This is a genomic window from Streptomyces sp. NPDC101227 (assembly GCF_044767545.1).
In the GTDB taxonomy this organism is placed as follows: domain Bacteria; phylum Actinomycetota; class Actinomycetes; order Streptomycetales; family Streptomycetaceae; genus Streptomyces.
In genome coordinates this window covers 15695-37867 of sequence record NZ_JBIWOD010000036.1, presented here as the reverse complement: position 1 = coordinate 37867, position 22173 = coordinate 15695, and the positions used below count along the sequence as shown (strand labels likewise).

Below are 22173 nucleotides of genomic sequence, written 5' to 3'. Positions count from 1 at the left end.
CGGCCTGCCCTCAGAGCGGGTCGGCACCATGCCGCCCGGCCCCTGACCTCCGCCGGTCTCTACTCCTGCCACTCCCGTGAGCGGGTCGGCCCGGGGCCCGCGTTCCCGCCGCCCCGGTCCCTGTACTCCCGCGCGGATCCGACCCAAGGCAAAAATCGGGCCGCGCGGGCCGGCCCCACAGCGTAGGTCATCCGCCAAGGGGGCAGGGCGGGCGCCGCACCCCCGACGGGAGCCCGCCCTACCAACAGCGCCCCCGGGATGGACGCCGCGGCGGCAGCAGGCCCAGGGGCGTCACGTCTCCTCCCCATGCGACGGGCCTGCCGGTCGGCCGCCCGGAGCGGACGTCGGGCGGCCGACCCCCAAACGGCAGCCTCGGCGGGGGCCTTCTTTACGACTGCGGCGGAGCCTGGCCCACCCGCCTACGACGTCCACCTACCTGGGTGGCCAGGTTCATGCGCCAAAAACCGTACGCCAGCGCCGAACGCGCCTTCTCTGCGGCGCGCCCTCAGGCAGCGGCAACTGTTCGAGCTGGTCGGCGTTGGCCGGCAAGCCGATCAGCTCGCTCAATTCGCTAATCTGGGCTGGCGTCAGGCGGCCGTACCAGCGGTCTAGCCGGCTGGCCACGAGCTGGCCAAGCCCATCGGCGCGGTGATGCTCACTGATGACCGCGATCACGCACCCGCCGCTCCACACTGCGGCCCCTGACATTCCCTCCCAAGGGGAGCGGCCCGACCCCGGATCGTACAGCGGAGGGTAGCCCACGCTGATCTCCAGGCTGCCTGTGCGCATGTGCGACAGCGGGGTGCAGCGGCCGAGGGCGTGGTGGGCGTCCCGGTACGCCGTGGCAGCACCGGCGTCCGGCAATGCCGGGTAGGTGAACCGTGGGAATCCCAGCGCTTCACATTCCACCGGCTGTGTGATGCGGCCGAACCGCACCGGTGAGACCTCAGCGAGAGGAGGCCCGCCCATGCCCGGGTCGTCCGCGATCTTGAGCAGCGCGATATCCGAGTCGGAGTTCTCCCAGACCAGATCGCCGGGAAGCTCCCGCGTGCTGCCTTCCTCGGTCAGGAAACGCACCTGGACTGACGTCGCTTCGCTGACCACATGTGCGGCCGTGAGTACCACGTCCCCGGTCACCTGGTAACCGGACCCGCGCCGCCCCGCCCCGGTGACCTGGACCGCTCGTCGTGGGTCAGGACCGGCCAGTTGGTCCGACTGACTGGAAACGGCCTTGGGGTTGCGAGCGAGGAAGATCTGTCCCTCGACAGAGAACGCGCTCAGGGTGGGCGTCTGCTCGGGGATCTGTTCCGTCACCTTGCGGGAGACGAACTCGTATAGCTCTTCGACGCTGACGAAGCCATCCTGGTCGAGGTCGGCGTCTCCACTGCGCAGCCCGTCGACGACGGCCGAGGTGAATATGGACGGCTGTCCCTTCCGTCGGCTGAGGACCTCGGATTCGTAGCTGTACTGCAGGGACGTGGAGGAGGTGATCACGATTCGGCCGTTGCCCTGGAACGTCTCGCTCACGTCGGCATCGGGCTCGCCCCGGCTGCGCATGCCCTTAGAGAACGCGCCGCTGTAGCAGCAATCGAGGAGGAGGATGATGCGCCGACTTCGGCTTTCCTCCAGCCGGTCGGCAAGGAATTCAGCGCTGACGGATGTCGCCTCAAGCATATTGGACTCGGTGTCCTTAGCGACAAAATGGAGGCGGTTACGCATGTCCTTACGCCCATGGCACGAGAGATGAAGCAGGAGCTCGTCGTCGCGCTCGGCATCGCTGAAAAACCGCTGGATCGCCTTCCGCCAGGCGCGGGCCGTTTTGTTCGACTCCACCGTGACCTCGAACTGGCCGATCTCGGGATCGCGAAGAACCGAGCTGAGGTGCTGGGCATCGGCAGAGGCCCCAGGAAGATCGGTGAAGCGCTTGTCGGCGTGTCTCTCGTTGACGAGTATGAGAGCGCTTCTACGCATCGACGGAGGGGTCCGTTGTCCTGTCGATGAACGCTTCGATGGCTTTCCGCTGATCAGCGCGGGAAACGGAAGTCAGGTGCAGTTCGTCTTCCCCAAGCTTGATGTCAATCGTTCCAGAGTTACGGCGTGCCAGCCAATCCTGGGCCAGGAGGATGAGCGCCCTGAGCGCGGGTGCGCTGGCGAGGCCGAGCACGACGGAGGTATACGTAAGACTTTCGTCCGCTCGCGTGCCAGAGGGGGCAGCCGCGGAGGGGTGTACGAGGCGCTCGATCGCAACTCCCCGGATTTCCTCAAGGAGAAACTCCATGTCACGTTCCGCGACATCGGCGCTGTCCTGGCCGTCGAAAGCCAGGCGTACTTTCAGGAGCGACTCACCCATGATCTCCCCCACAGGAACTTGCCGTTGCTGGACCAGGGTGGCACAAAAGGCAGCGGCGGGTGCCTGTTTCGATGCCGTACTCGGGATCCAGGGCGAGCCGATCGCGGTGGAGGCGATCCAGCAGCGCCGGCCGGCCCCGACACAACCATGGCATCGGCGTGTTGATCGGCGCTGTGCTGGGGGCCGCCTTCGTGCTCGTGCCCGAGGGCAGCCGCGAGCCGGCTGTGGTCGTGCAGTCGTGAAACCTGCAACATGGAACTGACGGCCTGATCAGCGTGACCGAGTCTGCCGAAGTCTGGTAAGAGGGGCGGTCGTTGGGCGAGTCGGCGCAGGACCATCAACGGGATCGTGTACTGGCGGCGCAGGGGGGCCGTGGCGGGATCTACCTGAGCGCTTCGGCAAGTGGAAGACCGTGTGCGAGAGGCACGGACGCTGGTCAGCCGACCATGCGTGGGGCAAGATCCCGCGGCCGTCCTGGCCGACGCCGACGTGGAGAGCCGAAGCGACTGGTCAACGCCGCCGGGGAGCAATAGGGCCACCCCGCACAGCTGGGGGCAGCCACATTGCGCTGGCGGGTCTTGATGCAGACCGCGCCTGGCTTGACCTACAACGGCAACGCTACGCCGTCGGCCTGCGGACCACACGATGACGGAGCCAACCCGCACCGCACAGGAGTGACTCCGTTGGGAGGGTGGGCACGGGCTGGGGTGGCTTCCCACCGCTCTGGCTTCACCTGGCCGACCCGGCGGAAATCAGGGGGAGAGCGCCCATCGCATTCGGGGCGCGGCCGGACAACTGGTTTCCGGTGCATCTCGGGAGACACAAAAGAGCTGCCCCGGCGGCCAGGGCAGCTCTGCGATACGCCTCCCGCTGCTCACCTCATCCGGAAGGCATCTCCCACTACATCCCCAAGACTACTCCCGCATTCCGCGGCCCCGGCCCTATGTCGCCCAGGGGAACTGTTTGGAGGGACATGCGGGAGAGTGAGCCTGAACCGGTACCTCCGTCACCGCAATCCCCGACACCGGCTCGCACGGTTAGGGCGCGGGCTCTTGCAGTGTGAGTGTCTGGCGCAGCCTCTGACGCCGGGGAGTTGTTGAACGGGGCATGTCACTCTGGCCTATGCTTGGGTGGGCCGTCCGGGGTGACTCGGGGGAGGATCCTGGGCGGCCCCGCCGCGCGCCATTGTTGAACACCCAAGTTGCACACGACGCCGCTGCCCCGCGTGCGCCTGGGTGGATCATGGATGCCTGCTGGCATAGCATGCCCGCGGCTACGAGCGACTCGTTCAGTCTCCGAAGCCCTCATCATCTGGGCCGCCATCACCTCATGACCTGCCGCGTCACACGTCGCAATGCACGCCCCGCAGAAGGCCGGGATGCCGATGCCGCCGCTACCAGCTGAAACCAGCGGCCCGACGGAGCGAGCCATGCTCAGGAGCGCTCGTTTCCCTCCTTGATCCACTCCCACCTGATGGCGCAGACCAAGAAAGGAGCAACGAGCATGGACAACATCCACAAGCCGACGCTTACTGGCGAATAAATGTAATAGCGCCACTGCTCCGGCAGGGATGACGGTGCGAGCAGGAGCACTATCAGCACACCCCACGTGCTCAGTACTGCACCAGCGATCCGCCACAAAAGACCCCCACTGCTGCCGCCTTCCTATCCTCACAAAGTGCATACAGGGACGACCTGTACTGCTGGGACTGTGCACTTCGACGAGCGGAGCCCACCAGCCAGGCAACCTGCTCCTACCAGCCTTAATTGTTCATGTCGGCAGCAGGCATAGGCGCTCAGTGAGCGTTTCTCATCCTGAGCGCCAGGCGATCTCGATGGCGTGAACGGCGGCGACCGCTTGCCGACCTGACGATGATTCAGCCCAGCAGGTCGCGGATCTCCCGGACGAGGCCGATGGAGGCGTCGATCTCCAGTTTGCGGTTGGTGAGGCTCTCGACGTTGATCCCGAAAGGCAGGCCGAGGCGGCGGCAGTACGCGATCAGGGCCCGGGCGTTGAGGAGGCACTGCTCGTACGACGCGGCGAGGGGGTCGCCGCGGGTGATCTCGGCCTGGAGCCATCGCGGGACCTCGATGCCGAGCCAGGTCATGAACTCCAGGGTCTTCACCGACCCGCACGGGGCCAGGGTCAGCACCACCGGCTTCGGGTCCAGGCCCTGGTCGCGGCAGCCGTGGGTGTAGTCGGAGAGCATGTTGCGGGTGTGGTCCAGGTCGTAGCAGACCTGGGAGACGAAGAACTCGCAGCCGGCGTCCTGCTTACGCAGCATGCGTGCGTGCTCCGTCCCCGAGGCGGCGTGCCGTTCGGCGATGACCACGCCGCCCATCCGCGGCGGGAGGGAGAACCCGGCATGCCGGCGATAGGCCTCGGGAAGGCTCGTCCGGACCACCTGGTGCCGGGAGGCCGCGCCGACCAAGACGGTCAGCACCCGGTCGCGGTCGGCTTGCGACCACCAGCGGTCCAGCTGGTCGCCGGTGTACTTGCCCACGGCGCGGTAGACGATCACCGGGCCGGCCCAGTCGGCGAGGTGGCCGTCGAGGAAGTGGGCCGGGTCCATCATCGGCATGAATGGGAACGGGCGCGGGGCCTCGGTCCGGTCGGCCTCGGCGTCCACGTCGTAGAGGATGAGCCCGTCGACCTGCACCGACCGGAGCCGGGTCAGGGCCGCGGCGGCGACGGCGTCGGCCTGCTCGGGGGTGGTGGTCTGCCGTGGCGGGGTCAGGCCGAAGAGCAGGACGCCGTCACGGGTGCGGTCCATGAGCTCGGCGGCTGTCACGGTCTCGAGGGAAGCCATTCGTGCATTATTTCATCCCACTGAACGCTTCTGATCTTGTGGTTCGCGGGTGGCGGCGACTGGCGGTCGGTGTCCGTAACGCGGCAGGGCTCCTGGCCGTTGCGCTGGTGATCTCACTCGCCAACGTCTGGACACAGGAGCCCTGTTGGTCCCGTATCGTGCCATGCTCGACGTCCCTCACGAGGTCGTTGAGCACATTTCCTGGCTCATCTACGCCCGAAGGTGTGAGGTGAGCTCCCGCTGGCGCAAGCTGGGCTGCTTCAGGCAGGCCCTGCTTGTCCTGGTGCACCTGCGCAAGAACGAGACCCTGGCCCAGGTCGCCGCGGGGTTCGGCGTCTCCACCGCCACCGCCGGCCGGTACGTGACTGAGACTGTCGAGATCCTCGCCGAGCGCGCTCCGAGCCTGCACGAGGCTCTGTGCGAGCTGCCACCAGAGGGGTTCGTCATCCTCGACGGCACCCTGATCGCCACGGACCGCATCGCGGCGGATGGGCCGTACTACTCGATGAAGCACCGCCGTCACGGGATGAACGTGCAGGTCGTGGCTGCCCCGGACGGCAGGCCGCTGTGGTTCTCGCGGGCACTGCCCGGCCGCACGCACGACCTGACCGCGGCCCGCGCGCACGGTGTGGTCCAGGCATGCCTGTCCCGTCAGCTCCTCGTCTTCGCCGACCGCGCCTACCGCGGAGCTGGTGCCACTATCCGCACCCCGTACTACGGCCGCGACCTGCCCGAGAAGTACGCCCAGTTCAACCGCGACCACGCACGGCTGCGGGCCCCGGGAGAACGCGCCTTCGCCCGCCTCAAGCAATGGCGAACCCTCCGTAAAGCACGCTGCAGCACCAACCGAATCGGCCGCACGGTCGCCGCCGTTCACGCCATCGAGATCGCCTGGCGCTCAGGATGAGAAACGCTCAGTGGCCAGTTGGAAAGCTTAGTGGTCGGCTCCGGAAGTCCTTCGGGGGTCCTGTTGTTCCGTCAGTTCCCGTTCGGAGCCAGTCGATCACGATTGAATGCTGCGCTTCGCGGTGCTCGGGATGCTGATGCCGCGCGCCCGCCCCCTCTTCGCGATGTGAAGCGGGTCACATCGAACCCATGTCACGAACAGAAGCGCAGCTTACGTCTGGTGGTGGTCCGCACGGCGGGAACGTCCAACACGAAAGAGGCAGCAGAGCGATGAACGCGACAGCAGCGCAGCAGCACGAGGTCCTGGTCCTGGGCGCCGGCTACGCCGGGCTCTCGGCCGCGATCCAGCTCGCGGCCCGCACCCGGAAGCGCGGGAACCTGCGAGTGACGCTGGTCAACCCCTACGACACCTTTACCGAGCGGCTTCGACTGCACATGACTGCCACCGGCCAGGAGACGACCGAGCTGAACATCCCGGAGCTGCTGGACGGCACCGGCGCCGGCTTCGTCCGCGGCTGGGTCACTGCCGTGGACGCCGAGGCGAAGACCGTCCGGATCGACGACGACCGGGTCCTGCGCTACGACACCCTGGTCTACGGCCTGGGCAGCATCGCGAACACCGTCGCCGTCCCCGGAGTGGACGACCACGCCTACACCCTCAACAGCCCGGAGGACGCCGCCCTCCTCGCCGACCGGCTGACCCGGCTCGACGGCGGAACCGTCGTGGTAGGCGGCAGCGGCCTCACCGGCATTGAGGCCGCCGCGGAGATCGCCGAACGGTACCCGGAGCTCCAGGTGGTGCTGCTGGGCCGGCAGGAGCCGGGCGCGAGCATGCACCCGAAGGCCCAGGCCTACCTGGAAACAGCGCTCGCCCGGCTCGGCGTGCGGGTGCGCAGCGGCGTCGAGGTGGCCAAGGTGCTGCCGGACAGCGTCGAGCTCGCGGACGGCTCCAGCATCCCGGCGGCCGCGGTGCTGTGGACCAGCGGCACCCGCGTCTCGCTGCTGGCCGGCGCCGCGGGCCTGACCGTCGACGAGCGCGGCCGAGTGGTCACCGACAGCGCGCTGCGCTCGGTCTCCCACCCGGACGTCTACGCCGTGGGCGACGCGGCGGCGATCCGTCAGGGCTACGGCGTGATGCACGGGACCTGCCAGGGCGGCATGCCCACCGGCGTGCACGCGGCCCTCTCGATCCTGCGGGTGCTGGCCGGCAAGCAGCCCAAGCCCTTCCGCTTCGGCTATTACCACACACCCGTCAGCCTGGGCCGGAACGACGCCGTCGTACAGTTCACCCACCCCGACGACAGCCCGCGCCGGATCGTGCTGACCGGCAAGCGGGCCGCGAAGTACAAGGAGACGGTCACCGCCGCGCCCTGGCCGACCTTCGCCCGCATGAAGAAGATGCCCGCCTCGGGCGCGATCTGGCCGCACGGCGGCCGCTACACCCGGATTCGGAGCACCAAGTGACCCAGCCGCAGCAGGCCGGCCCCGACCAGCTCGCCTTCCAGCAATACCGCACCCTGCTCTTCTCCGTCGCCTACCGCATCCTCGGCACCGCCGCTGACGCCGAGGATGCGGTACAGGACGCCTGGCTCAAGTGGTCGGCGGCCGACCGTTCGCAGGTCGCCGAACCCAAGGCCTATCTGACCCGGATCGTCTCCAACCTGGCGATGGAGCGGCTCCGTTCGACCCGCCACCAGCGCGAGACCTACGTCGGGCCATGGCTCCCCGAGCCGATCCTCACCGGCCCGGACACCGCCGACGGCGTCGCCACGGCGGACTCGGTCTCCATGGCCCTGCTGGTCGTCCTGGAGACGCTGAGCCCCCTGGAGCGCGCGGTCTTCGTACTGAAGGAGGTCTTCGCCTTCAGCTACGCGGAGATCGCCCAGGCGGTGGAACGCTCGGAGACGGCGGTCCGGCAGGCCGCGCACCGCGCCCGCAAGCACGTCCAGGCCCGCCGACCCCGTTTCACCGCGGACCGCGCCCGCCAACGCGACGTCACCGAGCGCTTCTTCGCGGCGACGACGGGCGGCGACATCAACACCCTCATGGAGCTGCTCTCCCCGGACGTGACGCTGTGGACAGACGGCGGTGGCAAGGTCCGCCAGGCCCTCAAGCCGGTCGTCGGCCTGGAGACCGTGGCCCGTTGGTTCGCCGGGCTCGGCACAGTGACCTACCAGGGCATCGAGCCCGGGCAGATGCGGGCAGAGCTCACCTGGATCAACGGCGGCCCGGGCGTGGTCTTCCGCGGCCCCGACCGTGTGATCGCGACGCTGACCTTCGACTTCGACGCGGAAGGCCGCATCTCGACCATCCACAACGTGGCCAACCCCGACAAGCTCCACGCCGTCGCCGACGGCGCCCGGCACGAACTCTCCTGAGCCGCCCGATCGTTGTCGACGCCCGCCGGAATCCTCGTAAGCGCCCGGGCCCGTTGCCCCAGCACGGCCCGGGCCCAGGTGGAAGCGGATGCGGCAGGCTATGGCCGTCGTGATCCATTTCTGCTGATCGGTTTGCCTGCCTTGCCTGTTGCTGCCGCGCGCCCGCTAGTCCTGACCGCCGCCGAGCGGCACCGGGTGGCGTACGCGCACGCGGAGCCGTCCGTCGGGCGGATCCGATTCGGCGCTTGAAATCACCCGCGCTCCTTCCTGTTGAAGGTGGCGACCGTGATCGCGAGCAGTGTGCGATCTCCCACACACCGACGGGTCCCTCTGGGACACGCGCCGGGCCCACACCGGCCCGCGAGGTGAAAGCCCCCGACCGCGATCCGGCCCGATTCCGGCGGGCTGCGTGGCTGCCCGGGCGGTTGGCGGGCATGCTCAGGCGGCAGGCTGTGGTTGGTCACAGCCATAGCAACTCCGCACAGGGACCGACGCCGACCACCCCCTACCAATGAGTGCCGCCTGACCGCCTGTACGTACCGAACACTGCCGGCTCCGTATCAAGGCCGGCCCAGGGCCGCAGCCTTCACCCACGCCCGGCGACAGCACCATCGGCCTGGAGCCCCTCACCACCCTTCAGCGCTTCCCCACCACACCCAAACCGCCGACGGTAGGCAGTGGGAGTGAGCCCGACCCGGCGCACCAGATGGAGCCGAAGCGAATCGGCGCTGCCGAGGCCGCTGAGCTCGGCCACGCGCTCAACCGCCAGGTCGGTGCACTCCAAGAGCTCACGGGCACGATGTACGCGTTCCTCCAGCAGCCACTGCAGCGGGGTGCGCCCCGTCTCGGCCTGGAAGCGCCGGGTCAGCGTCCGCACACTGGTATGCGCATGGGCGGCCAGATCACCCAGGGAAAGCGGCTCCGCAAGCCGTTCCAATGCCCACGCCCGGGTCCTGGCCATCGAAAACGCGTCGGCAGCGGAGACCGGCGCGGCCACCACCTGGGCCTGGCCGCCGAAGCGTGACGGGGAGACCAGCGCGAGCCGGGCCACCGCGTTGGCCACGGCCGCGCCGTGATCGGCGCGCACCAGGTGGAGGCACAGGTCCATGCCCGCGGTCAGCCCGGCCGAGGTGAGCACGGGCCCCTCATCGACGAAGAGGACATCCCCCACGACATCCACCTCGGGGAAACGCTCGGCGAGTTCCGCCGAGAACGGCCAGTAGGTGGTGGCCCGGCGGCCGTCCAACAGCCCGGCCTGAGCCAGCACGAACGCGCCGGTGCAGATCGAGACGATACGGCTGCCGGCCGCCGCGGCACGACGCAGCGCAGCGAGCACACGCGGATCGGCATCCTGCCGGGCACCGGTACCGGTGACGATCACCGTATCGGCGCCATCCACCACCTCCAGCCCATGGGGTACCGCGACCTGCAGGGCACCGTATGCCTCCACCAGGCCGGGCTCCGGCGTGCCGATGCGCACCTCGTAGGCCGCTACGCCCTTCACCTGCGCCGCGCCGAAGACGAGTTCGGGAATGGCAAGGTCGAAGGTGGTGGCCGGCGGTACGGCCAGGACGGCGATGCGGTGCATGGCCAGATCCTCCGGTTGATCGTCACTTTCGGGGGTGGCCGCGCCGCCGCGGCCGGCGGAGGCTGGTGCTGCACGGCCACCGGCGGCGTCAACTCCCGCGGGCGGCCCGTCATTCCCTTCCCTCACTGCCGGAGAACCTCATGTCCCGTTACGTTGTCGTAGGATCCGCCGCCACCGGACGTGCCACCGCAGCCCTTCTCGCCGACCGGGGCATCCCGGTCCGCCAGATCACCCGCAGCGGAGCCGGAGTCCGACACCCGCTGGTTGAACGCATCGCCGCTGACGCAAGCGACGCAGACCGCCTCACCCAACTCGTCACCGGAGCCGAGGTTCTGATCAACTGCGCCATGCCCGCCTACGACCGGTGGGTCACCGACGCGCCGCCGCTGGCCGCCTCGCTGCTGCAGGCAGCCGAGCGCACCGGCGCCGGATACGTGATGCTCGGCAACCTCTACGGATACGGCCATGTGGACGGCCCCATCACCGAGAACCTGCCGATGGCCCCCGTATCGGCCAAGGGGCGAGTACGTGCCCAGATGTGGCTCGACGCCCTCGCCTCCCACGAAGCGGGCCGCGCAAGGGTCACCGAAGTACGCGCCGCCTCGTTCCTCGGCACGGGCGCCGTGGGCACCTTCACCCTGGGCATCGCGCCCCAGATCCTCGCAGGCGAACTCGCCACCTACCCCGGCCGCCTCGATGTGACGCAGTGCTTCTCCGCCGTCGGAGACGTGGCTAAAGCCCTGCTGGCCGCCGCCACCAACGACCGCTCCTGGGGCCGAGCCTGGCATGCACCCGCCACCGCCAACACTTCCGTGCAGGAACTGACCGAACGATTCGCAAAGCTGACGGGGTCACCCGAGCCCCGCCTCGAGCGCCTGGACCGCGATGCCCTCACCACACTGGCCGCCACCACCCCCCTCTTCGGCGAACTCATCGAAATGCTCTACGCCACCGAGCACCCCCATCTCCTCGACTCCACCGAATCCGAACGGACACTCGACATCACCCCGTCGGACCTCGACTCCGTCCTACTCGCCACAGCACACGGCCTCACCAGCCAGGAAACGCCCTGACCAGTCCACCGGATGGGCCGACGCAGACGCCTTCAGGGCCTCGAAGGACCGTCGGCCAAGGCGCACCCCCGGATACCATCCGTAGGCTCAGCTGCCGCCCAACCGAAGCGGCGCCTGCACTACGAGCGCCGTCGGATGGCGGAGGACAGGACGCCAAACCCGGCGCCCGTCCTCGCGTTCATCTGACAAATCCGTAAACGATCACTAACGAGCTCGTGCACGGTAAGCGGTGGGACGTCGAGCTTCTGATCGTTGATCATGGCTGGGTGGTGGGGAATGCGACTCGTGCAGGGATTATCGGCGACCGGAGGATCACGGGTCTGGCGGCCGATGTGATCGCTGAACTCGTCGCAGAAGTGGGCTCGTTGTGGCACGAATGGCACCAGGCCAGGCTTGTGTCCCGGACTCAGAAGCGGGCTGTGGGCGCCGGTGCGAAGCACCGGCTGGTCTTCGTCGATCGACTGCTGGCCACGCTTGTGCACGTTCGCCACGGTGTCACTCACGATGTGCCGGCCTGCTGGTTCGGGGTGGACCGCTCCACCATCACCCGTGCCATCGGCGAGGTGCGGCCGCTGCTCGCCGGGCGAGGCTGCACCGTCAGCCCCGACGTGCGGCTGCGGACCTTGGCCGACGTCATCGACCACCTGGGCGTGACCGGGAAGACTGGGATCGTCGACGGCACCGAGATGGGGCCTGCTGAGGCTAACGAGCTCGTGCACGGTAAGCGGTGATGGGGTGTTGTATGAGATTGACCTGGGCCCCGACAGTTACGAGCAGATGCTTGAGGCTTTCGGGCCGTTCATCAAGGCGAGTCGGAAGGTTGGCAGGGCCCGTAAGCCCCGCCAGGTAAGCGCTTCCAACCGTGACGATAGCGCCGCTATCCGCGCATGGGCCAAGGAGGCCGGCTACACCGTTTCCGGTCGTGGGCGGGTACCAGCCGAGGTGCGCGAGGCTTACGCGAAGGTCCACTGACCCCCTCAGACACCGAGGGTGGGAACTCGTTTTCTGCGTCCTGCTTCATCGACGCAGGGCAGGCTGCATGGGCATGCCCATGCGCTACGCCGACATCTCTTCCTACACGATAGCCGGAGGAAGAGAATTCCTGATCGGCGTGGACGGAGTGAAGCAGAAATCAAAGTCCCGCGTGGCCGGGCATGAGGACGGATCGGCCGCAGCGCGGGCCGTATTGGTCCTGGAGCGGAAGGAGCTTCAACGCACATGCGTGGCATGCGTGTTGCCCGCCGCGGCTGGGTACGAACCCGTGTACTTGCCTGAGCACATTGGGGTGTACGCCGACACTGCACCGGGTCTCCGCCGAATGCGACGCCCGCCACGCCCCTTCGGCACGCCCGCTGGAACGTGCCGGCTTCGATCTCAAAGGCCGTCGTCCCGAGTTCACCTTGAACATCAACACTGGCGAATGGACCGGCACCCTCCTCTTCGGCCTACTGGCCAGCCGCTGGCCGACGGGCATCAAGATCGGCCAGCGACCGGAACGGGCAGCTAGTTTGAACGCTGTCCCTTCACGGCGAGCCCGACGTGGTGGGCCGTGCCGATTACGCCGGAGAGGTCAGCGGAAGTAAGCGGCGTGGTCGGACACCCATGCACGGTAGGTACGTGCCGGTGTACCGGTGACCGCTTCGACCGTGTGGGTAGTGGTCGGGCGAGGAGCGGCGAGCATGTCGGCGTAGCCGTCGAGGAGGGGATCCACGAACGAATCGGGAAAGGTGTCGTCGGCCAGGAGCCGACGACGTGCTGCCTCACGGGACAGCTCCTGCCACTGGAGTGGGCGGCCCAGCACTTGGCCGATGGTTCGCACCTGCTCGGCCTGGGTGAGGACTTCGGGGCCGGTCAGGACTTGGGTGGTGTGGTCGTACCCGTCTTCGGTAAGGGCGTGCACTCCCACGGCAGCGATGTCCGCTTCATGGAGGAGGGCCATGGGCACAGCCCCGTAGGCGCCCTGCACCACGTCTCCGGCGCGGATCTGATCGGCCCACCACAAGGTGTTGGCGGCGAAGGTGCTCGGCCGGAGATGCGTCCAGCAGAGCTCGGACTCCTCAATGAGCTGTTCGACGCGCGCATGAGACCGGCCCACGGGATGAGGCTGCCGCTCGGGAGCCAGTCCGGTCTGGACGGCGCCGGACGACAAGAACACCACCCGGCGCGCGTGCCGCCTGATGACGTCCACGACTGTCACGGCCGGATCGGCATTGTGGAAGGGCCACATCAGGAACACAGCATTCACTCCCTCCAACGCCGCTTCCAGTGCCTCGGGGTCGCCCAGGTCGCCCTGCCATATGTCGACGTCGTCCGGAAGTCCTGCCGTGGCGGGGTTGCGGGTCAGGGCCCGCACCTTGCAGGAGTGCGCGGCGATGAGTTGGGAGACCACCTGCCGCCCCACGTTTCCGGTTGCCCCGGTGACGAGGATTGTGGTCTGGGCTGCCATGGAAGCTCTCCTTGCCGTGTTGCCGTGTTGGCGCCGGTGTCTGCGTCACTGTCACCGCCATGGAGTAAAGGCACCAGCCAGCGGCTCACTGGCGCAGAAATCCGTCATGGAATAGCGTCAATCGATGGATACCGTCTCACTGGATGCGACTGACCGCGGCCTGGTTCACGCCCTGCAGATCGATGGGCGGGTCTCGTTCCGCGCCGTGGCCGAGGTGCTCGACGTCTCGGAGAACACCGTCGCCCGGCGCTACCGACGGCTTCGGTCGTCCGGTCTGCTCCGGGTCGTCGGCGTGGTCAACGGCGTGCGGCTCGGTTATAGCTCATGGACGCTCCGAGTGCGGTGCACCCCGGATGCGGCTGGCTCCATCGCGGCCGCATTGGCTGCGCGGCCCGACACCTCGTACGTGTACCTGCTCTCCGGCGGAACAGAAGTCTCCTGCAATGTCCAGACACCGACCGCTGCCGAGCGCGACGCCCTGCTCCTGGACAAGCTCCCCCGCACCAGCCGCGTCACCGCGGTCTCCGCACATCTACTGCTGCGCGCGACGGCGTTGCCCACCGCCTGGGCCGGCTCCGCCCGGCTCACCGAGAAACAAGTCCGCTGGCTCCGGCCCGATCCTGTGCCGTCGACCGCCGAGGAAGTCGCCCTTGACGAGCAGGACCGGGCCATGCTGGACATCCTGGCCCGTGACGGACGAGCCGGCTACTCCGAGCTCGGAACCACCACAGGCAGCGCGGATTCCACCGCCAAGCGCCGACTGGATACACTACGCCGCGCCGGAGTCCTCACCTTCATCGTCGACATCGCCCCAGCGACGCTCGGTTTCCCCACCGAAGCCCGGCTGTGGATGACCGTGCAGCCGTCCAGGCTCGCCGACGTGGCACGGGCAATGGCTGACCACCCCGAGGTCTCCTTCGCCGCCATGACCACAGGTCCCAGCAACCTCGTCGCCGCCGTCAACTGTCGTGACGCCGAAGACCTATGCCGGTATCTCACCGAACGGGTGGCGACGCTGGAAGCCGTCCACTCCATCGAGACCGCCCCCGTCATCCGTACCCTCAAACGCGCTGGAGCCTGCGCCCCCACATTCCGCTGACCGTCACACGACCACGCACGACAGCGGCGCCCACACCTCGTCGACCACGCCGCCCGCCTCGCGCTTCGCGGCCCTTGAGCGTCGCCTCCGCATGCACGCTGCCTCCGTCGATCGTCCAGCTCTGTCGCATGCCCTGGACGAGGGTGCCGCAGCCTTCGGGAGGCAGAGGCGTTCGACGCCGGCTACCACGCGTTCGTGTGATGCGCGCACTGGGCAGGTGACAGCATCAGGCAGAGACGTGAGTGCCGGTGACTAGGCGAGCAGGGCGGCGAGGGCTGCGGTCACGGTGGCGGCGAAGGTGATGACTGCGGCGAAGGTGGTGGCGGCGCGGGTGAGGGCGGCGGGGTAGGTGGCGCCGTCCATGCGGGCGAGCTTGCCCGCGCCGGCCGCGGCGAGCAGCCCGACGACGATGACGGTTGCGGTGGTCAGCAGGACGATGGCGATGGCCACGACAGACTCCCTTTACACGGTGGGGTGTTGACGTGGTCGAAGGTCGCGGATGAGGTGTGCGCCGTGGTTCGCCCGGACGAAGATGGACAGCGGCGAACACATCAGGTCCGGGGGCGAACACGTGCACGACGAGCAGAACGGCGACAATCCGGCACTCACCGAACTACGCAGGAGACTTAACGACGGGCTGGCGCAGGCCCGGCTGAACCAGACGCAGCTCGCCGCCCGGGCGGAGCTGGGGCGCACGACCGTGTCGGAGGCGCTCTCGCTCAGGAAGCCTGTGTCCTCGAGAGAGACGGTGGCGGCGCTGGCCCGCGCACTGAAAACCTTCCGGTCGAGGAGCTGTTGGCCCTACAGCGGGATGCGGCGGGGGCGGGGGCGGGGTGGCGGAAGGTCGGGACCCGGCAGGCTGATCGCGGAGTGGGAGCCGCATGATCTGGAAGTCCACCCCGCGGGGCCGGGACAGACCGCCTCCGGGTCCGGCGCGTCCGGGACCCGGGCCTTGCCCGGATATGTGTTCCGTGACCACGACCGGGTACTGGCTGATGCGGTGCGGGACGCTGCGGCCGGCTGCAGCGGGATCGTGACCCTGGTGGGTACCTCGTCGACGGGGAAGACTCGGGCCTGTTGGGAGGCCGTGCAGCCGCTCGCGGAGAAGGGATGGCGGCTGTGGCATCCGTTCGATCCGACCCGCGTGGAGGCCGCGCTGGAGCACCTGCACCGGGTTCAGCCCCGCACGGTGGTGTGGCTGAACGAGGCCCAGCACTACCTAGGCGACCGGGCGGCCGGTGAGCGGATCGCGGCGGCCGTGCACCACCTGCTCGTCTGCCCGGGGCGCGGGCCGGTCCTTGTACTGGGCACGCTCTGGCCCGAATACGTGCACCAGTACACAGCCCTGCCCGCGCCGAATGAGGAAGATCCACACAGCCGGGTGCGGGAACTCTTCTCCGGACACACCCTGACCGTCCCAGACGCCTTCGACGTCCGGGCCCTGGCCGCCGCAACCGCCGTCGCCGAGGACGGTGACCGATTGCTGGCTGACGCCCTCACCCGGGCCAGCACCGACGGACGCATCACCCAGGACCTGGCCGGCGCCCCCGAACTCCTCAACCGCTTCCAGCACGCAAGCCCAGCCGCCAAAGCACTGCTGGAAGCGGCGATGGACGCACGCCGCCTCGGCGTCGGCCTCCACCTCCCGCAAGCCTTCCTCATCGACGCCGCTACCGACTACCTCACCGACACCGACTACGACCAGCTCACCGACGACTGGGCGGAACAGGCATTCGCCACCCTCGCTCAACTCGTCCACGGCAAACAGGCACCCCTGCGCCGCACAACCCCCCGAGCCACACGGCGCCCGTCCATCCCCTCCATCGTTGCCGACACCCCTGCCTCAGCGCCTGCGGGGCCGGTGTTTCGGCTCGCCGACTACCTCGAACAACACGGCCGCACCACCCGAAGACGACTGTGTCCGCCGGACTCCTTCTGGCACGCCGCCCATACCTGCCTCACCCACCCCGACGACTTGCACAACCTCTCCAGGGCAGCCTGGACCCGCCACCGCCTGCAATGGGCCCACGTCCTCAGCCACCGTGCCGCTGACCACGGCAGCACCGACGCCCTGCGCCTCCTGGCCGACCTGCGGAAGAAGGACGGGGACCGGGAAAAGGCGGAACGCCTCCTCTGGCAGGCCGCCGACCACGGCAACATCGACGCCCTGCACGACTTGGCCTTGATGCGGGACGAGGCCGGGGACAGGGAAGGGGCGCAACCCCTGCTTCGGCAGGCCACCGACGGCGGCAGCATCGACGCCTTGTACCGCCTGGCGCTGATGCGAGAGTACGCCGGGGATCGGGAGGGCGCCGAGACCCTGGCCCAGGAAGCCGTCGGCCACGGCAGCACCGGCGCCCTGGTCCTCTTGGCTTTGGGACGGAAAGAGGCTGGGAGGGCGGAACACCTCCTCCGGAAGGCTGCCGACCAGGGCAGTGCCATCGCCCTGTACCACCTGGCGATCGTGCGGGAGGCGGCCGGAGATCGGGAAGACGCCGAGATCCAGGCCCAGGAGGCCTCTGCCCACGGCAGGCCCGACGCCCTGTACCGCTTGGCCGTGATGCGGGACGAGGCCGGGGACGAGGAAGGAGCGGAGCGCTTCGTTCGGCAGGCCGCCGACCACGGCAAGGCTGCCGCCCTGTTCCACCTGGCGATGATGCGGGAGGCGGCAGGGGATCGGGTAGGTGCCGAGACCCTTGCCCTGAAAGCCGCCGACCATCACGACACCGAACCCCCCTACCGCCTGGTCATGATGCGGGAGGAGGCCGGGGACAGGGAAGGGGCGCAGCGCCTCCTCCGGCAGGCCGTCGACCACGGCAGCACCGACGAAATACTCGAAACACTGTGGCCGTATGGGCTGGACCCGGACGGCACACCGACACCCCCATGGCAACCGTCGGAATACGCTCCCCTCGTCCAACACGGATCACCAGGCACGCCGTAGCGGCCGTCTTACAGCGGCGGCGACACAGTCGCAACTGGTGGTGTTCCGCTCCTTCTGACAGCCGGCCCAGGTCAGCTCGGCCGTCGAGATGGCGTAGGGGGCGTTCGGCGCGCGCCTGTCCGATTTGCTGGGTGCGATTCCCGCGGGCGTGGACATGGCTGACGTTGACGCAGCCGATCTGGCCCCGGCTCGCCGGCACAGCAGGCCTGGGACCTCCTGTGCAACCAGCGGGGAGCCAGCTGGGTCACCGCTGGAAAGCTCCTGGCCCGAAAACGTCCTCGGCTGCTGCCCGCGCCGACGACTACGCTCTCCACCGCGAGCTGACGACGTTGCGGCAGACTGCTGCGCTTCCTGAGTCGGTCAGTGTCCTCTGAGGACGGGATGTGGTCGTGTGGATGCGGCATCGCGCTGATCACAAGGAGCCGGGCTGCGTCTGGCAGTGATCCCATCGGAGCTGAGCCCCCTGAAGCGGTGCAATGTCAGGTTGTTGCCCATTGGAGTCCGACGTCCGGTTCTGTTCACGAGTTCCGGCAGTGGTTGTTCGACGCTTCGGGAGGCGCCCAGCAGCTGCCCTGTTCGATGGTCACGAGAAGTGACAGCACCGCCGGGCAGCCGCTGATGACCTATTCCACGTCTCTCGTACGGAGTCCGTGCAGCAGCTGGTCGATGTGGCCTGCGGCCTGGGCGGGTTCGAGCGGATTGTGGCCGACCAGCAGGCGGTACCAGAACATTCCGAAGAACTGGTCGGTGGCGGCGTCCAGGTCGGCGGAGGGCGGGAGTTCGCCGCGTTGCACGCCCCTGGCGAGCAAGGTGAGCACGACGGCCCGCCGGCTTTGCACCCATTCCCGGAAGGGTTCGGCGAAGGCGGGGTCGAGCTGTGCCTCTGCCATCAGCCCGCGCAGTGCCCGGACCCGAACCGGGTGCGCGGAGACGCCGTACAGGGCGGAGGCGAAGGCGGTCAGGTCGCCGGTGAGCGAGCCGGTGTCGGGTTCGGGCATGCGCTGCTCGACGGCCGTGCGGTAGGCGTCCATGACGAGGGCCGCCTTCGACTTCCACCAGCGGTAGATGGTGCTCTTGGCTACGTCGGAGCGGGCCGCGACACGTTCGATGGTGACGGCCTGGTAGCCGAGCTCCTCGATGAGTTCGATCGCGGCGGCGAGGACGGCGTCGTGGGCGTCCTGGCTGCGGATCCTGCCGCCGGTTCGGCGGCTTGATGTCTCTCCACTGGGCACGCAGCCACGGTAGCAGCGTGCTAGGGTTAAACAAAACGCGACGGATCGTTTTGATTTAGGGGAGTGGATCGATCATGAGCGAGATCGTGGTGTCGCACGGCTACGGCTCGAGCGACGACAGTGTCTGGTTCCCGTACCTGACCGAGCGGCTGGCGGCCGACGGGCACCGGGTCACCGTGCCGCGGCTGCCGCAGACCGCTGCCCCGCAGCTGGAGCCCTGGCGCAAGACCTACGGCAAGGCCGTCCTGGACGCCGGCCCCGCCGAGTCGACCGTGCTGGTCGGGCACAGCATCGGCGGCGTGAACGTCCTGCGGTTCCTGGAGCAGCACGACCCAAAGACCGGAGGGGTGTTCGCGGGCGTGCTGCTGGTAGCGACCTCGGCGCACGAGGTCGGGTACGACGAGCTCGCCGAGTTCTTCGAGGGTGGCTTCGACTGGGAGCGGATCCGCCGCTCGGCACGGCACTTCCGAGTGCTCCAGGCCATGGACGACCCGGTCAACCAGCCGGACCCGACCGAGCACGTCAAGCTGCTGATCGACGGCCTCCACGCGACCGCGGTGGTGACACCCACCGGAGCGCACTTCGGGGCCACCCCCGACGACCACGTCGAGGTACCGGAGGCTGTCCGCCTGATCACCGAGCTGCTGGCGGGCTGACCGGCCCAGACGCCTCCTCTGCCTGAGGACCAGGAGCCCCCTTGCCCACCTCCCGGACAACGGCCCGTTAGGTGCTGTCGTCCGGGAGGTACTCACGTCGGCGGCTATGCGATGCCCGAAGCTCTGAACACTTCGACGAGCCCGCAACACCAGGTGCTGCCCGAACCGGCGAACAACCGCTGTCACTTCTCCTGAACATAGCCATTGCGGGCCTGGCCGTTGGGCAACCCGGCCACGCGAAGGCCCACACGACGGTCCTGGCGGTCGTCCTCGTGGCGATCACGGCGACCGTTAAGGGAGGCGTGGGCAAACTCCGCGAACGCCGACAGGCGCGCCTCGACTAAGGATGGCGAGAGGTGGCCGGGCCTTCAGCGTCCGACCGGGCTCCTGGGCGTCCGCGCGGCTGTCATCGGCAAGGCCTGGGGCAACATGCATCGCAAGCCGGTCGACGTGGCCTGGATGACGGGTCTGTTCTGCTGGCTGTGCTGTTCGACTGCGTCGTCCGCCTTCTTCGGGGGCCTTGCCGCTGGACTTGCTGCGCTGCGCTGCCTGCGGCGGGCCGCGGCGGGGCGGGTTGCGCCTTGGACTGACGGCGGGCTTGGCCGAGCTGGGGGCGTCCAGGAGATGGTCTGGGTGGTCGACCTGATGGGAAGGGTTTCCATCTCGTATGCCACATCAAGGGTGGCGACGCCGTCATGGACGAAGGCGAGTGGGCCGTGAGGGGCATGCACGACTTCCTTGAACGCGCCGACCGGGAGACGTTCACCGCGAGCCGGCCGAGGGCCTGCAGGTGCGCGTCAACTTCGCGGTCAAGCAGCTCAGGACGACCAAGGCGCTCGCCTGGGGGATCGGCGTCGGCCAGCGGTCCGTGGAGCGCTACCGCACGGGCGAACGCAAGAAGCCGCCGGAGGACATCGGGGACGGGATCCACACGGCCGTTCGGGCCTGCCGGCAGCTGCAGGTGAGCAAGTGCCGCCGGAGGCAGGCAGTCACCAGTACCGGCATCACAGTGGAGACGAGGGCCCGGTTCGGCTGCACCGCGCCCATCGGCACCACCGACGACGGCTGGTTCCGACGGCTGGCCGTCCACCTCCCCGCGTCGTACGCGCAGCGTCTGTTCGACGGCCGTGAAGCCGGTGCCGGTGACCGGCAGATGCGCGAAGTCATCGCCGAAGGGTTCAAAGAAGGGTATTTCCAGGATGGCGGAGGCCGCGCTGTGGGACTTTCGGACGTTGCCATCAACGACATCGACTCTGGGGACCTGGGCTTCTGAATAAGGGGAAGGGCTGGGCCACCGACAACCAGGGGTGAGCCGAGGCACGATGGTTGTCACATAGGCAGGCTGGCTTGTTGTCACCGTGGCCGGGTCGGTGTGGGTTGTAGTCGGCTGAGCGCTGACGCCGGTTGAGGCGGCAGGGACTGTCGGTGGCTGGTGGCAGGATCACCGGCATCGGTTTCGTACGTACTACTCCGCCGCGGCCTGTCGAGGTGACTGCGATCTTTCCCGAGCTGGCTCCGTTGGCGCGACCTGCCATCCGGCTGCATCCGCGTCCGGGGTCACCTTCGGTCAGGGACAGCTCGGTCGGAGGGCCGTTGCTGTGGCCGGCAGGGGAGCCGTGGCCGCACTGCGAAGATGCGCACCTGCACGTGGACACTGGATTCCGCCAGTCGCCGACCGAAGTGCGGCTCCAGAGACGCTTGCAGTCCCGGTGGCGCCCTGATGGCCGACCTCCCGCGTTCACGCCCGAGGAGGAGGCGCTCAAGGAACGCAATGCCGCGTGGCTCGCTGAACGACTCGACGCCGGCCCTCCCTGGCCCGCCGAATGCGCGGTCCCGATGTTGCCCGTGGCTCAGTTGTTCCTGCGTGACATACCTCTGTTGAGGCCTCCCGGGCCAGCCGATCTGCTTCAGATTCTCTGGTGCCCGTACGAGCACGAACCGAGTTACAAGCCGTCGACCGCACTGTTGTGGCGGTCGGCCGCGGAGGTCGGCGACATCCTCGTCACACCACCAAAACCGTATGAGGCGGACTATCCGGGTTACGTGCCAGAGCCGTGCGTGCTGGCGCCAGAAGCGATCACCGAGTACCCCAACAGCCTGGATCTGAGCCCGGAGCTGCAGCGGATGCTGGAGGACTGGAAAAGGTGGCAGGCAGCCAGCGCCGACGTGGACAGCTCCTACGCGGAGTATCCGCGCGACTTCTATTCCATTCATCTGGGCAACGCACCCGGCTGGAAGGTCGGCGGCTGGCCCCCTTGGGGCCGGACCGACCCGAACCCCCGGTACTGCACTGTGTGCGAGATGCAGATGGTCCCGCTACTGACGATCGCTTCCTGGGAGTGGGACGGCGGTGAAGGCCACAGCTGGGCGCCGCAGGAAGACCAGGCCGCCGCCCTCGCCGGCTCCTGCTACGCGGGCCAGGATCCCTCGCAGCCGACGAGGGTAGAAGTGGGCAGCACGGACAACATGCAGATCTACGTCTGCCCGACCTCCCCCGAACATCCACACACCGACCTGATCCAATGAACTGTCGGGCCTGTCACGCACCCTCCCGTAGCCGGGGACAGAAGTGCTGCCGAATCAGGGCGTGTGGCAAGCCGCTTGCCTTACCGGTGACAACCAGGCTGCTTTGACCGGTCCCATGTGCCACGTCATCCGGCTCTGCCAGTGACGACCACCGTGCTTCGGCACA

At 68.3% G+C, this 22173-nt stretch carries 20 protein-coding genes; 13 read left to right on the top strand and 7 right to left on the bottom strand.

The features are described 5' to 3' along the window. Positions 1-450: 450 nt before the first annotated feature. Together ACIRPT_RS40565 and ACIRPT_RS40560 are read right to left on the bottom strand one after the other, a co-directional pair. On the bottom strand, positions 451-1971 hold the full coding sequence (locus ACIRPT_RS40565) for a caspase family protein (protein ID WP_403836871.1): 1521 nt from the start codon (positions 1969-1971) through the stop codon (positions 451-453). Next, on the bottom strand, positions 1964-2350 hold the full coding sequence (locus ACIRPT_RS40560; RefSeq protein ID WP_403836869.1) for a hypothetical protein: 387 nt from the start codon (positions 2348-2350) through the stop codon (positions 1964-1966). Before ACIRPT_RS40560 ends, ACIRPT_RS40565 begins: the two co-directional genes overlap by 8 nt. Before the next feature lie 295 nt (positions 2351-2645). Here ACIRPT_RS40560 and ACIRPT_RS40555 point away from each other — a divergent pair, with 295 nt between their 5' ends. Then, the gene (locus ACIRPT_RS40555; protein ID WP_403836877.1) at positions 2646-2999 is read left to right on the top strand and encodes a transposase; all 354 of its coding nucleotides are present in this window, start codon (positions 2646-2648) and stop codon (positions 2997-2999) included. 1227 nt (positions 3000-4226) lie between these two features. Here ACIRPT_RS40555 and ACIRPT_RS40550 read toward each other — a convergent pair. Further along, a complete protein-coding gene (locus tag ACIRPT_RS40550) occupies positions 4227-5159 on the bottom strand; it encodes a methylenetetrahydrofolate reductase (RefSeq protein WP_403516389.1) in 933 nt (310 codons plus the stop codon). 163 nt (positions 5160-5322) lie between these two features. Here ACIRPT_RS40550 and ACIRPT_RS40545 point away from each other — a divergent pair, with 163 nt between their 5' ends. The 3 genes from ACIRPT_RS40545 (at position 5323) to ACIRPT_RS40535 (ending at position 8443) form a co-directional block, all read left to right on the top strand. Next, positions 5323-6066, top strand: a complete 744-nt coding sequence (locus ACIRPT_RS40545) for a transposase family protein (protein WP_403836867.1) — start codon at positions 5323-5325, stop codon at positions 6064-6066. Between the two features lie 269 nt (positions 6067-6335). Then, positions 6336-7529 carry an NAD(P)/FAD-dependent oxidoreductase gene (locus tag ACIRPT_RS40540; protein ID WP_403836865.1) on the top strand — a complete coding sequence of 398 codons (1194 nt, stop codon included), beginning with the start codon at positions 6336-6338 and terminating at the stop codon, positions 7527-7529. After that, the gene (locus ACIRPT_RS40535) at positions 7526-8443 is read left to right on the top strand and encodes an RNA polymerase sigma-70 factor (RefSeq protein WP_403836863.1); all 918 of its coding nucleotides are present in this window, start codon (positions 7526-7528) and stop codon (positions 8441-8443) included. Before ACIRPT_RS40540 ends, ACIRPT_RS40535 begins: the two co-directional genes overlap by 4 nt. A 586-nt stretch (positions 8444-9029) precedes the next feature. Here ACIRPT_RS40535 and ACIRPT_RS40530 read toward each other — a convergent pair. Further along, positions 9030-10031 (bottom strand): GlxA family transcriptional regulator, encoded by a 1002-nt coding sequence (locus ACIRPT_RS40530; protein ID WP_403836861.1) that lies wholly within the window; start codon positions 10029-10031, stop codon positions 9030-9032. A gap of 140 nt (positions 10032-10171) precedes the next feature. Between ACIRPT_RS40530 and ACIRPT_RS40525 the strand changes: the two genes are divergently transcribed. From ACIRPT_RS40525 to ACIRPT_RS40515, 3 genes are all read left to right on the top strand, one after another. Then, the gene (locus ACIRPT_RS40525; RefSeq protein ID WP_403836859.1) at positions 10172-11104 is read left to right on the top strand and encodes an NAD-dependent epimerase/dehydratase family protein; all 933 of its coding nucleotides are present in this window, start codon (positions 10172-10174) and stop codon (positions 11102-11104) included. A 215-nt stretch (positions 11105-11319) separates the two neighbouring features. Beyond that, complete coding sequence (locus ACIRPT_RS40520; RefSeq protein ID WP_403836857.1) at positions 11320-11835, top strand: transposase family protein; 516 nt, start codon at positions 11320-11322, stop codon at positions 11833-11835. A 4-nt stretch (positions 11836-11839) separates the two neighbouring features. Further along, positions 11840-12076, top strand: a complete 237-nt coding sequence (locus ACIRPT_RS40515; RefSeq protein WP_403836855.1) for an Lsr2 family protein — start codon at positions 11840-11842, stop codon at positions 12074-12076. 598 nt (positions 12077-12674) lie between these two features. Here ACIRPT_RS40515 and ACIRPT_RS40510 read toward each other — a convergent pair. Next, positions 12675-13550: an NAD(P)H-binding protein gene (locus ACIRPT_RS40510; protein WP_403836853.1), complete on the bottom strand. Its 876-nt coding sequence runs from the start codon at positions 13548-13550 to the stop codon at positions 12675-12677. A gap of 124 nt (positions 13551-13674) precedes the next feature. Here ACIRPT_RS40510 and ACIRPT_RS40505 point away from each other — a divergent pair, with 124 nt between their 5' ends. Continuing rightward, positions 13675-14649 (top strand): Lrp/AsnC family transcriptional regulator, encoded by a 975-nt coding sequence (locus ACIRPT_RS40505; protein WP_403515756.1) that lies wholly within the window; start codon positions 13675-13677, stop codon positions 14647-14649. A 252-nt stretch (positions 14650-14901) separates the two neighbouring features. Here the strand turns inward: ACIRPT_RS40505 and ACIRPT_RS40500 are convergent, their stop codons facing one another. Next, on the bottom strand, positions 14902-15099 hold the full coding sequence (locus ACIRPT_RS40500) for a hypothetical protein (RefSeq protein WP_403836851.1): 198 nt from the start codon (positions 15097-15099) through the stop codon (positions 14902-14904). Positions 15100-15220: 121 nt separating this feature from the next. Here ACIRPT_RS40500 and ACIRPT_RS40495 point away from each other — a divergent pair, with 121 nt between their 5' ends. Beyond that, on the top strand, positions 15221-17593 hold the full coding sequence (locus ACIRPT_RS40495; protein WP_403836849.1) for a tetratricopeptide repeat protein: 2373 nt from the start codon (positions 15221-15223) through the stop codon (positions 17591-17593). Between the two features lie 216 nt (positions 17594-17809). Beyond that, positions 17810-17917: a DUF6308 family protein gene (locus ACIRPT_RS40490; RefSeq protein WP_403836875.1), complete on the top strand. Its 108-nt coding sequence runs from the start codon at positions 17810-17812 to the stop codon at positions 17915-17917. Positions 17918-18216: 299 nt separating this feature from the next. Here the strand turns inward: ACIRPT_RS40490 and ACIRPT_RS40485 are convergent, their stop codons facing one another. Beyond that, positions 18217-18825 (bottom strand): TetR/AcrR family transcriptional regulator, encoded by a 609-nt coding sequence (locus ACIRPT_RS40485; RefSeq protein WP_403836847.1) that lies wholly within the window; start codon positions 18823-18825, stop codon positions 18217-18219. Positions 18826-18899: 74 nt separating this feature from the next. Between ACIRPT_RS40485 and ACIRPT_RS40480 the strand changes: the two genes are divergently transcribed. The 3 genes from ACIRPT_RS40480 to ACIRPT_RS40470 all read left to right on the top strand — a co-directional run bounded on the left by ACIRPT_RS40480 (position 18900) and on the right by ACIRPT_RS40470 (position 22007). Beyond that, the gene (locus ACIRPT_RS40480) at positions 18900-19481 is read left to right on the top strand and encodes an alpha/beta fold hydrolase (RefSeq protein ID WP_403836845.1); all 582 of its coding nucleotides are present in this window, start codon (positions 18900-18902) and stop codon (positions 19479-19481) included. A gap of 790 nt (positions 19482-20271) precedes the next feature. Further along, positions 20272-20754 (top strand): telomere-protecting terminal protein Tpg, encoded by a 483-nt coding sequence (gene tpg / locus ACIRPT_RS40475; protein WP_403836843.1) that lies wholly within the window; start codon positions 20272-20274, stop codon positions 20752-20754. Between the two features lie 176 nt (positions 20755-20930). After that, a complete protein-coding gene (locus ACIRPT_RS40470) occupies positions 20931-22007 on the top strand; it encodes a hypothetical protein (RefSeq protein ID WP_403836873.1) in 1077 nt (358 codons plus the stop codon). The last annotated feature ends 166 nt before the right edge of the window (positions 22008-22173 follow it).

Coding starts and splice junctions, on each gene's coding strand:
- ACIRPT_RS40565 (WP_403836871.1), bottom strand. CDS start 1,971: ATGCGTAGAAGCGCTCTCATACTCGTCAACGAGAGACACGCCGACAAG.
- ACIRPT_RS40560 (WP_403836869.1), bottom strand. CDS start 2,350: ATGGGTGAGTCGCTCCTGAAAGTACGCCTGGCTTTCGACGGCCAGGAC.
- ACIRPT_RS40550 (WP_403516389.1), bottom strand. CDS start 5,159: ATGGCTTCCCTCGAGACCGTGACAGCCGCCGAGCTCATGGACCGCACC.
- ACIRPT_RS40545 (WP_403836867.1), top strand. CDS start 5,323: ATGCTCGACGTCCCTCACGAGGTCGTTGAGCACATTTCCTGGCTCATC.
- ACIRPT_RS40540 (WP_403836865.1), top strand. CDS start 6,336: ATGAACGCGACAGCAGCGCAGCAGCACGAGGTCCTGGTCCTGGGCGCC.
- ACIRPT_RS40530 (WP_403836861.1), bottom strand. CDS start 10,031: ATGCACCGCATCGCCGTCCTGGCCGTACCGCCGGCCACCACCTTCGAC.
- ACIRPT_RS40525 (WP_403836859.1), top strand. CDS start 10,172: ATGTCCCGTTACGTTGTCGTAGGATCCGCCGCCACCGGACGTGCCACC.
- ACIRPT_RS40510 (WP_403836853.1), bottom strand. CDS start 13,550: ATGGCAGCCCAGACCACAATCCTCGTCACCGGGGCAACCGGAAACGTG.
- ACIRPT_RS40505 (WP_403515756.1), top strand. CDS start 13,675: ATGGATACCGTCTCACTGGATGCGACTGACCGCGGCCTGGTTCACGCC.
- ACIRPT_RS40480 (WP_403836845.1), top strand. CDS start 18,900: ATGAGCGAGATCGTGGTGTCGCACGGCTACGGCTCGAGCGACGACAGT.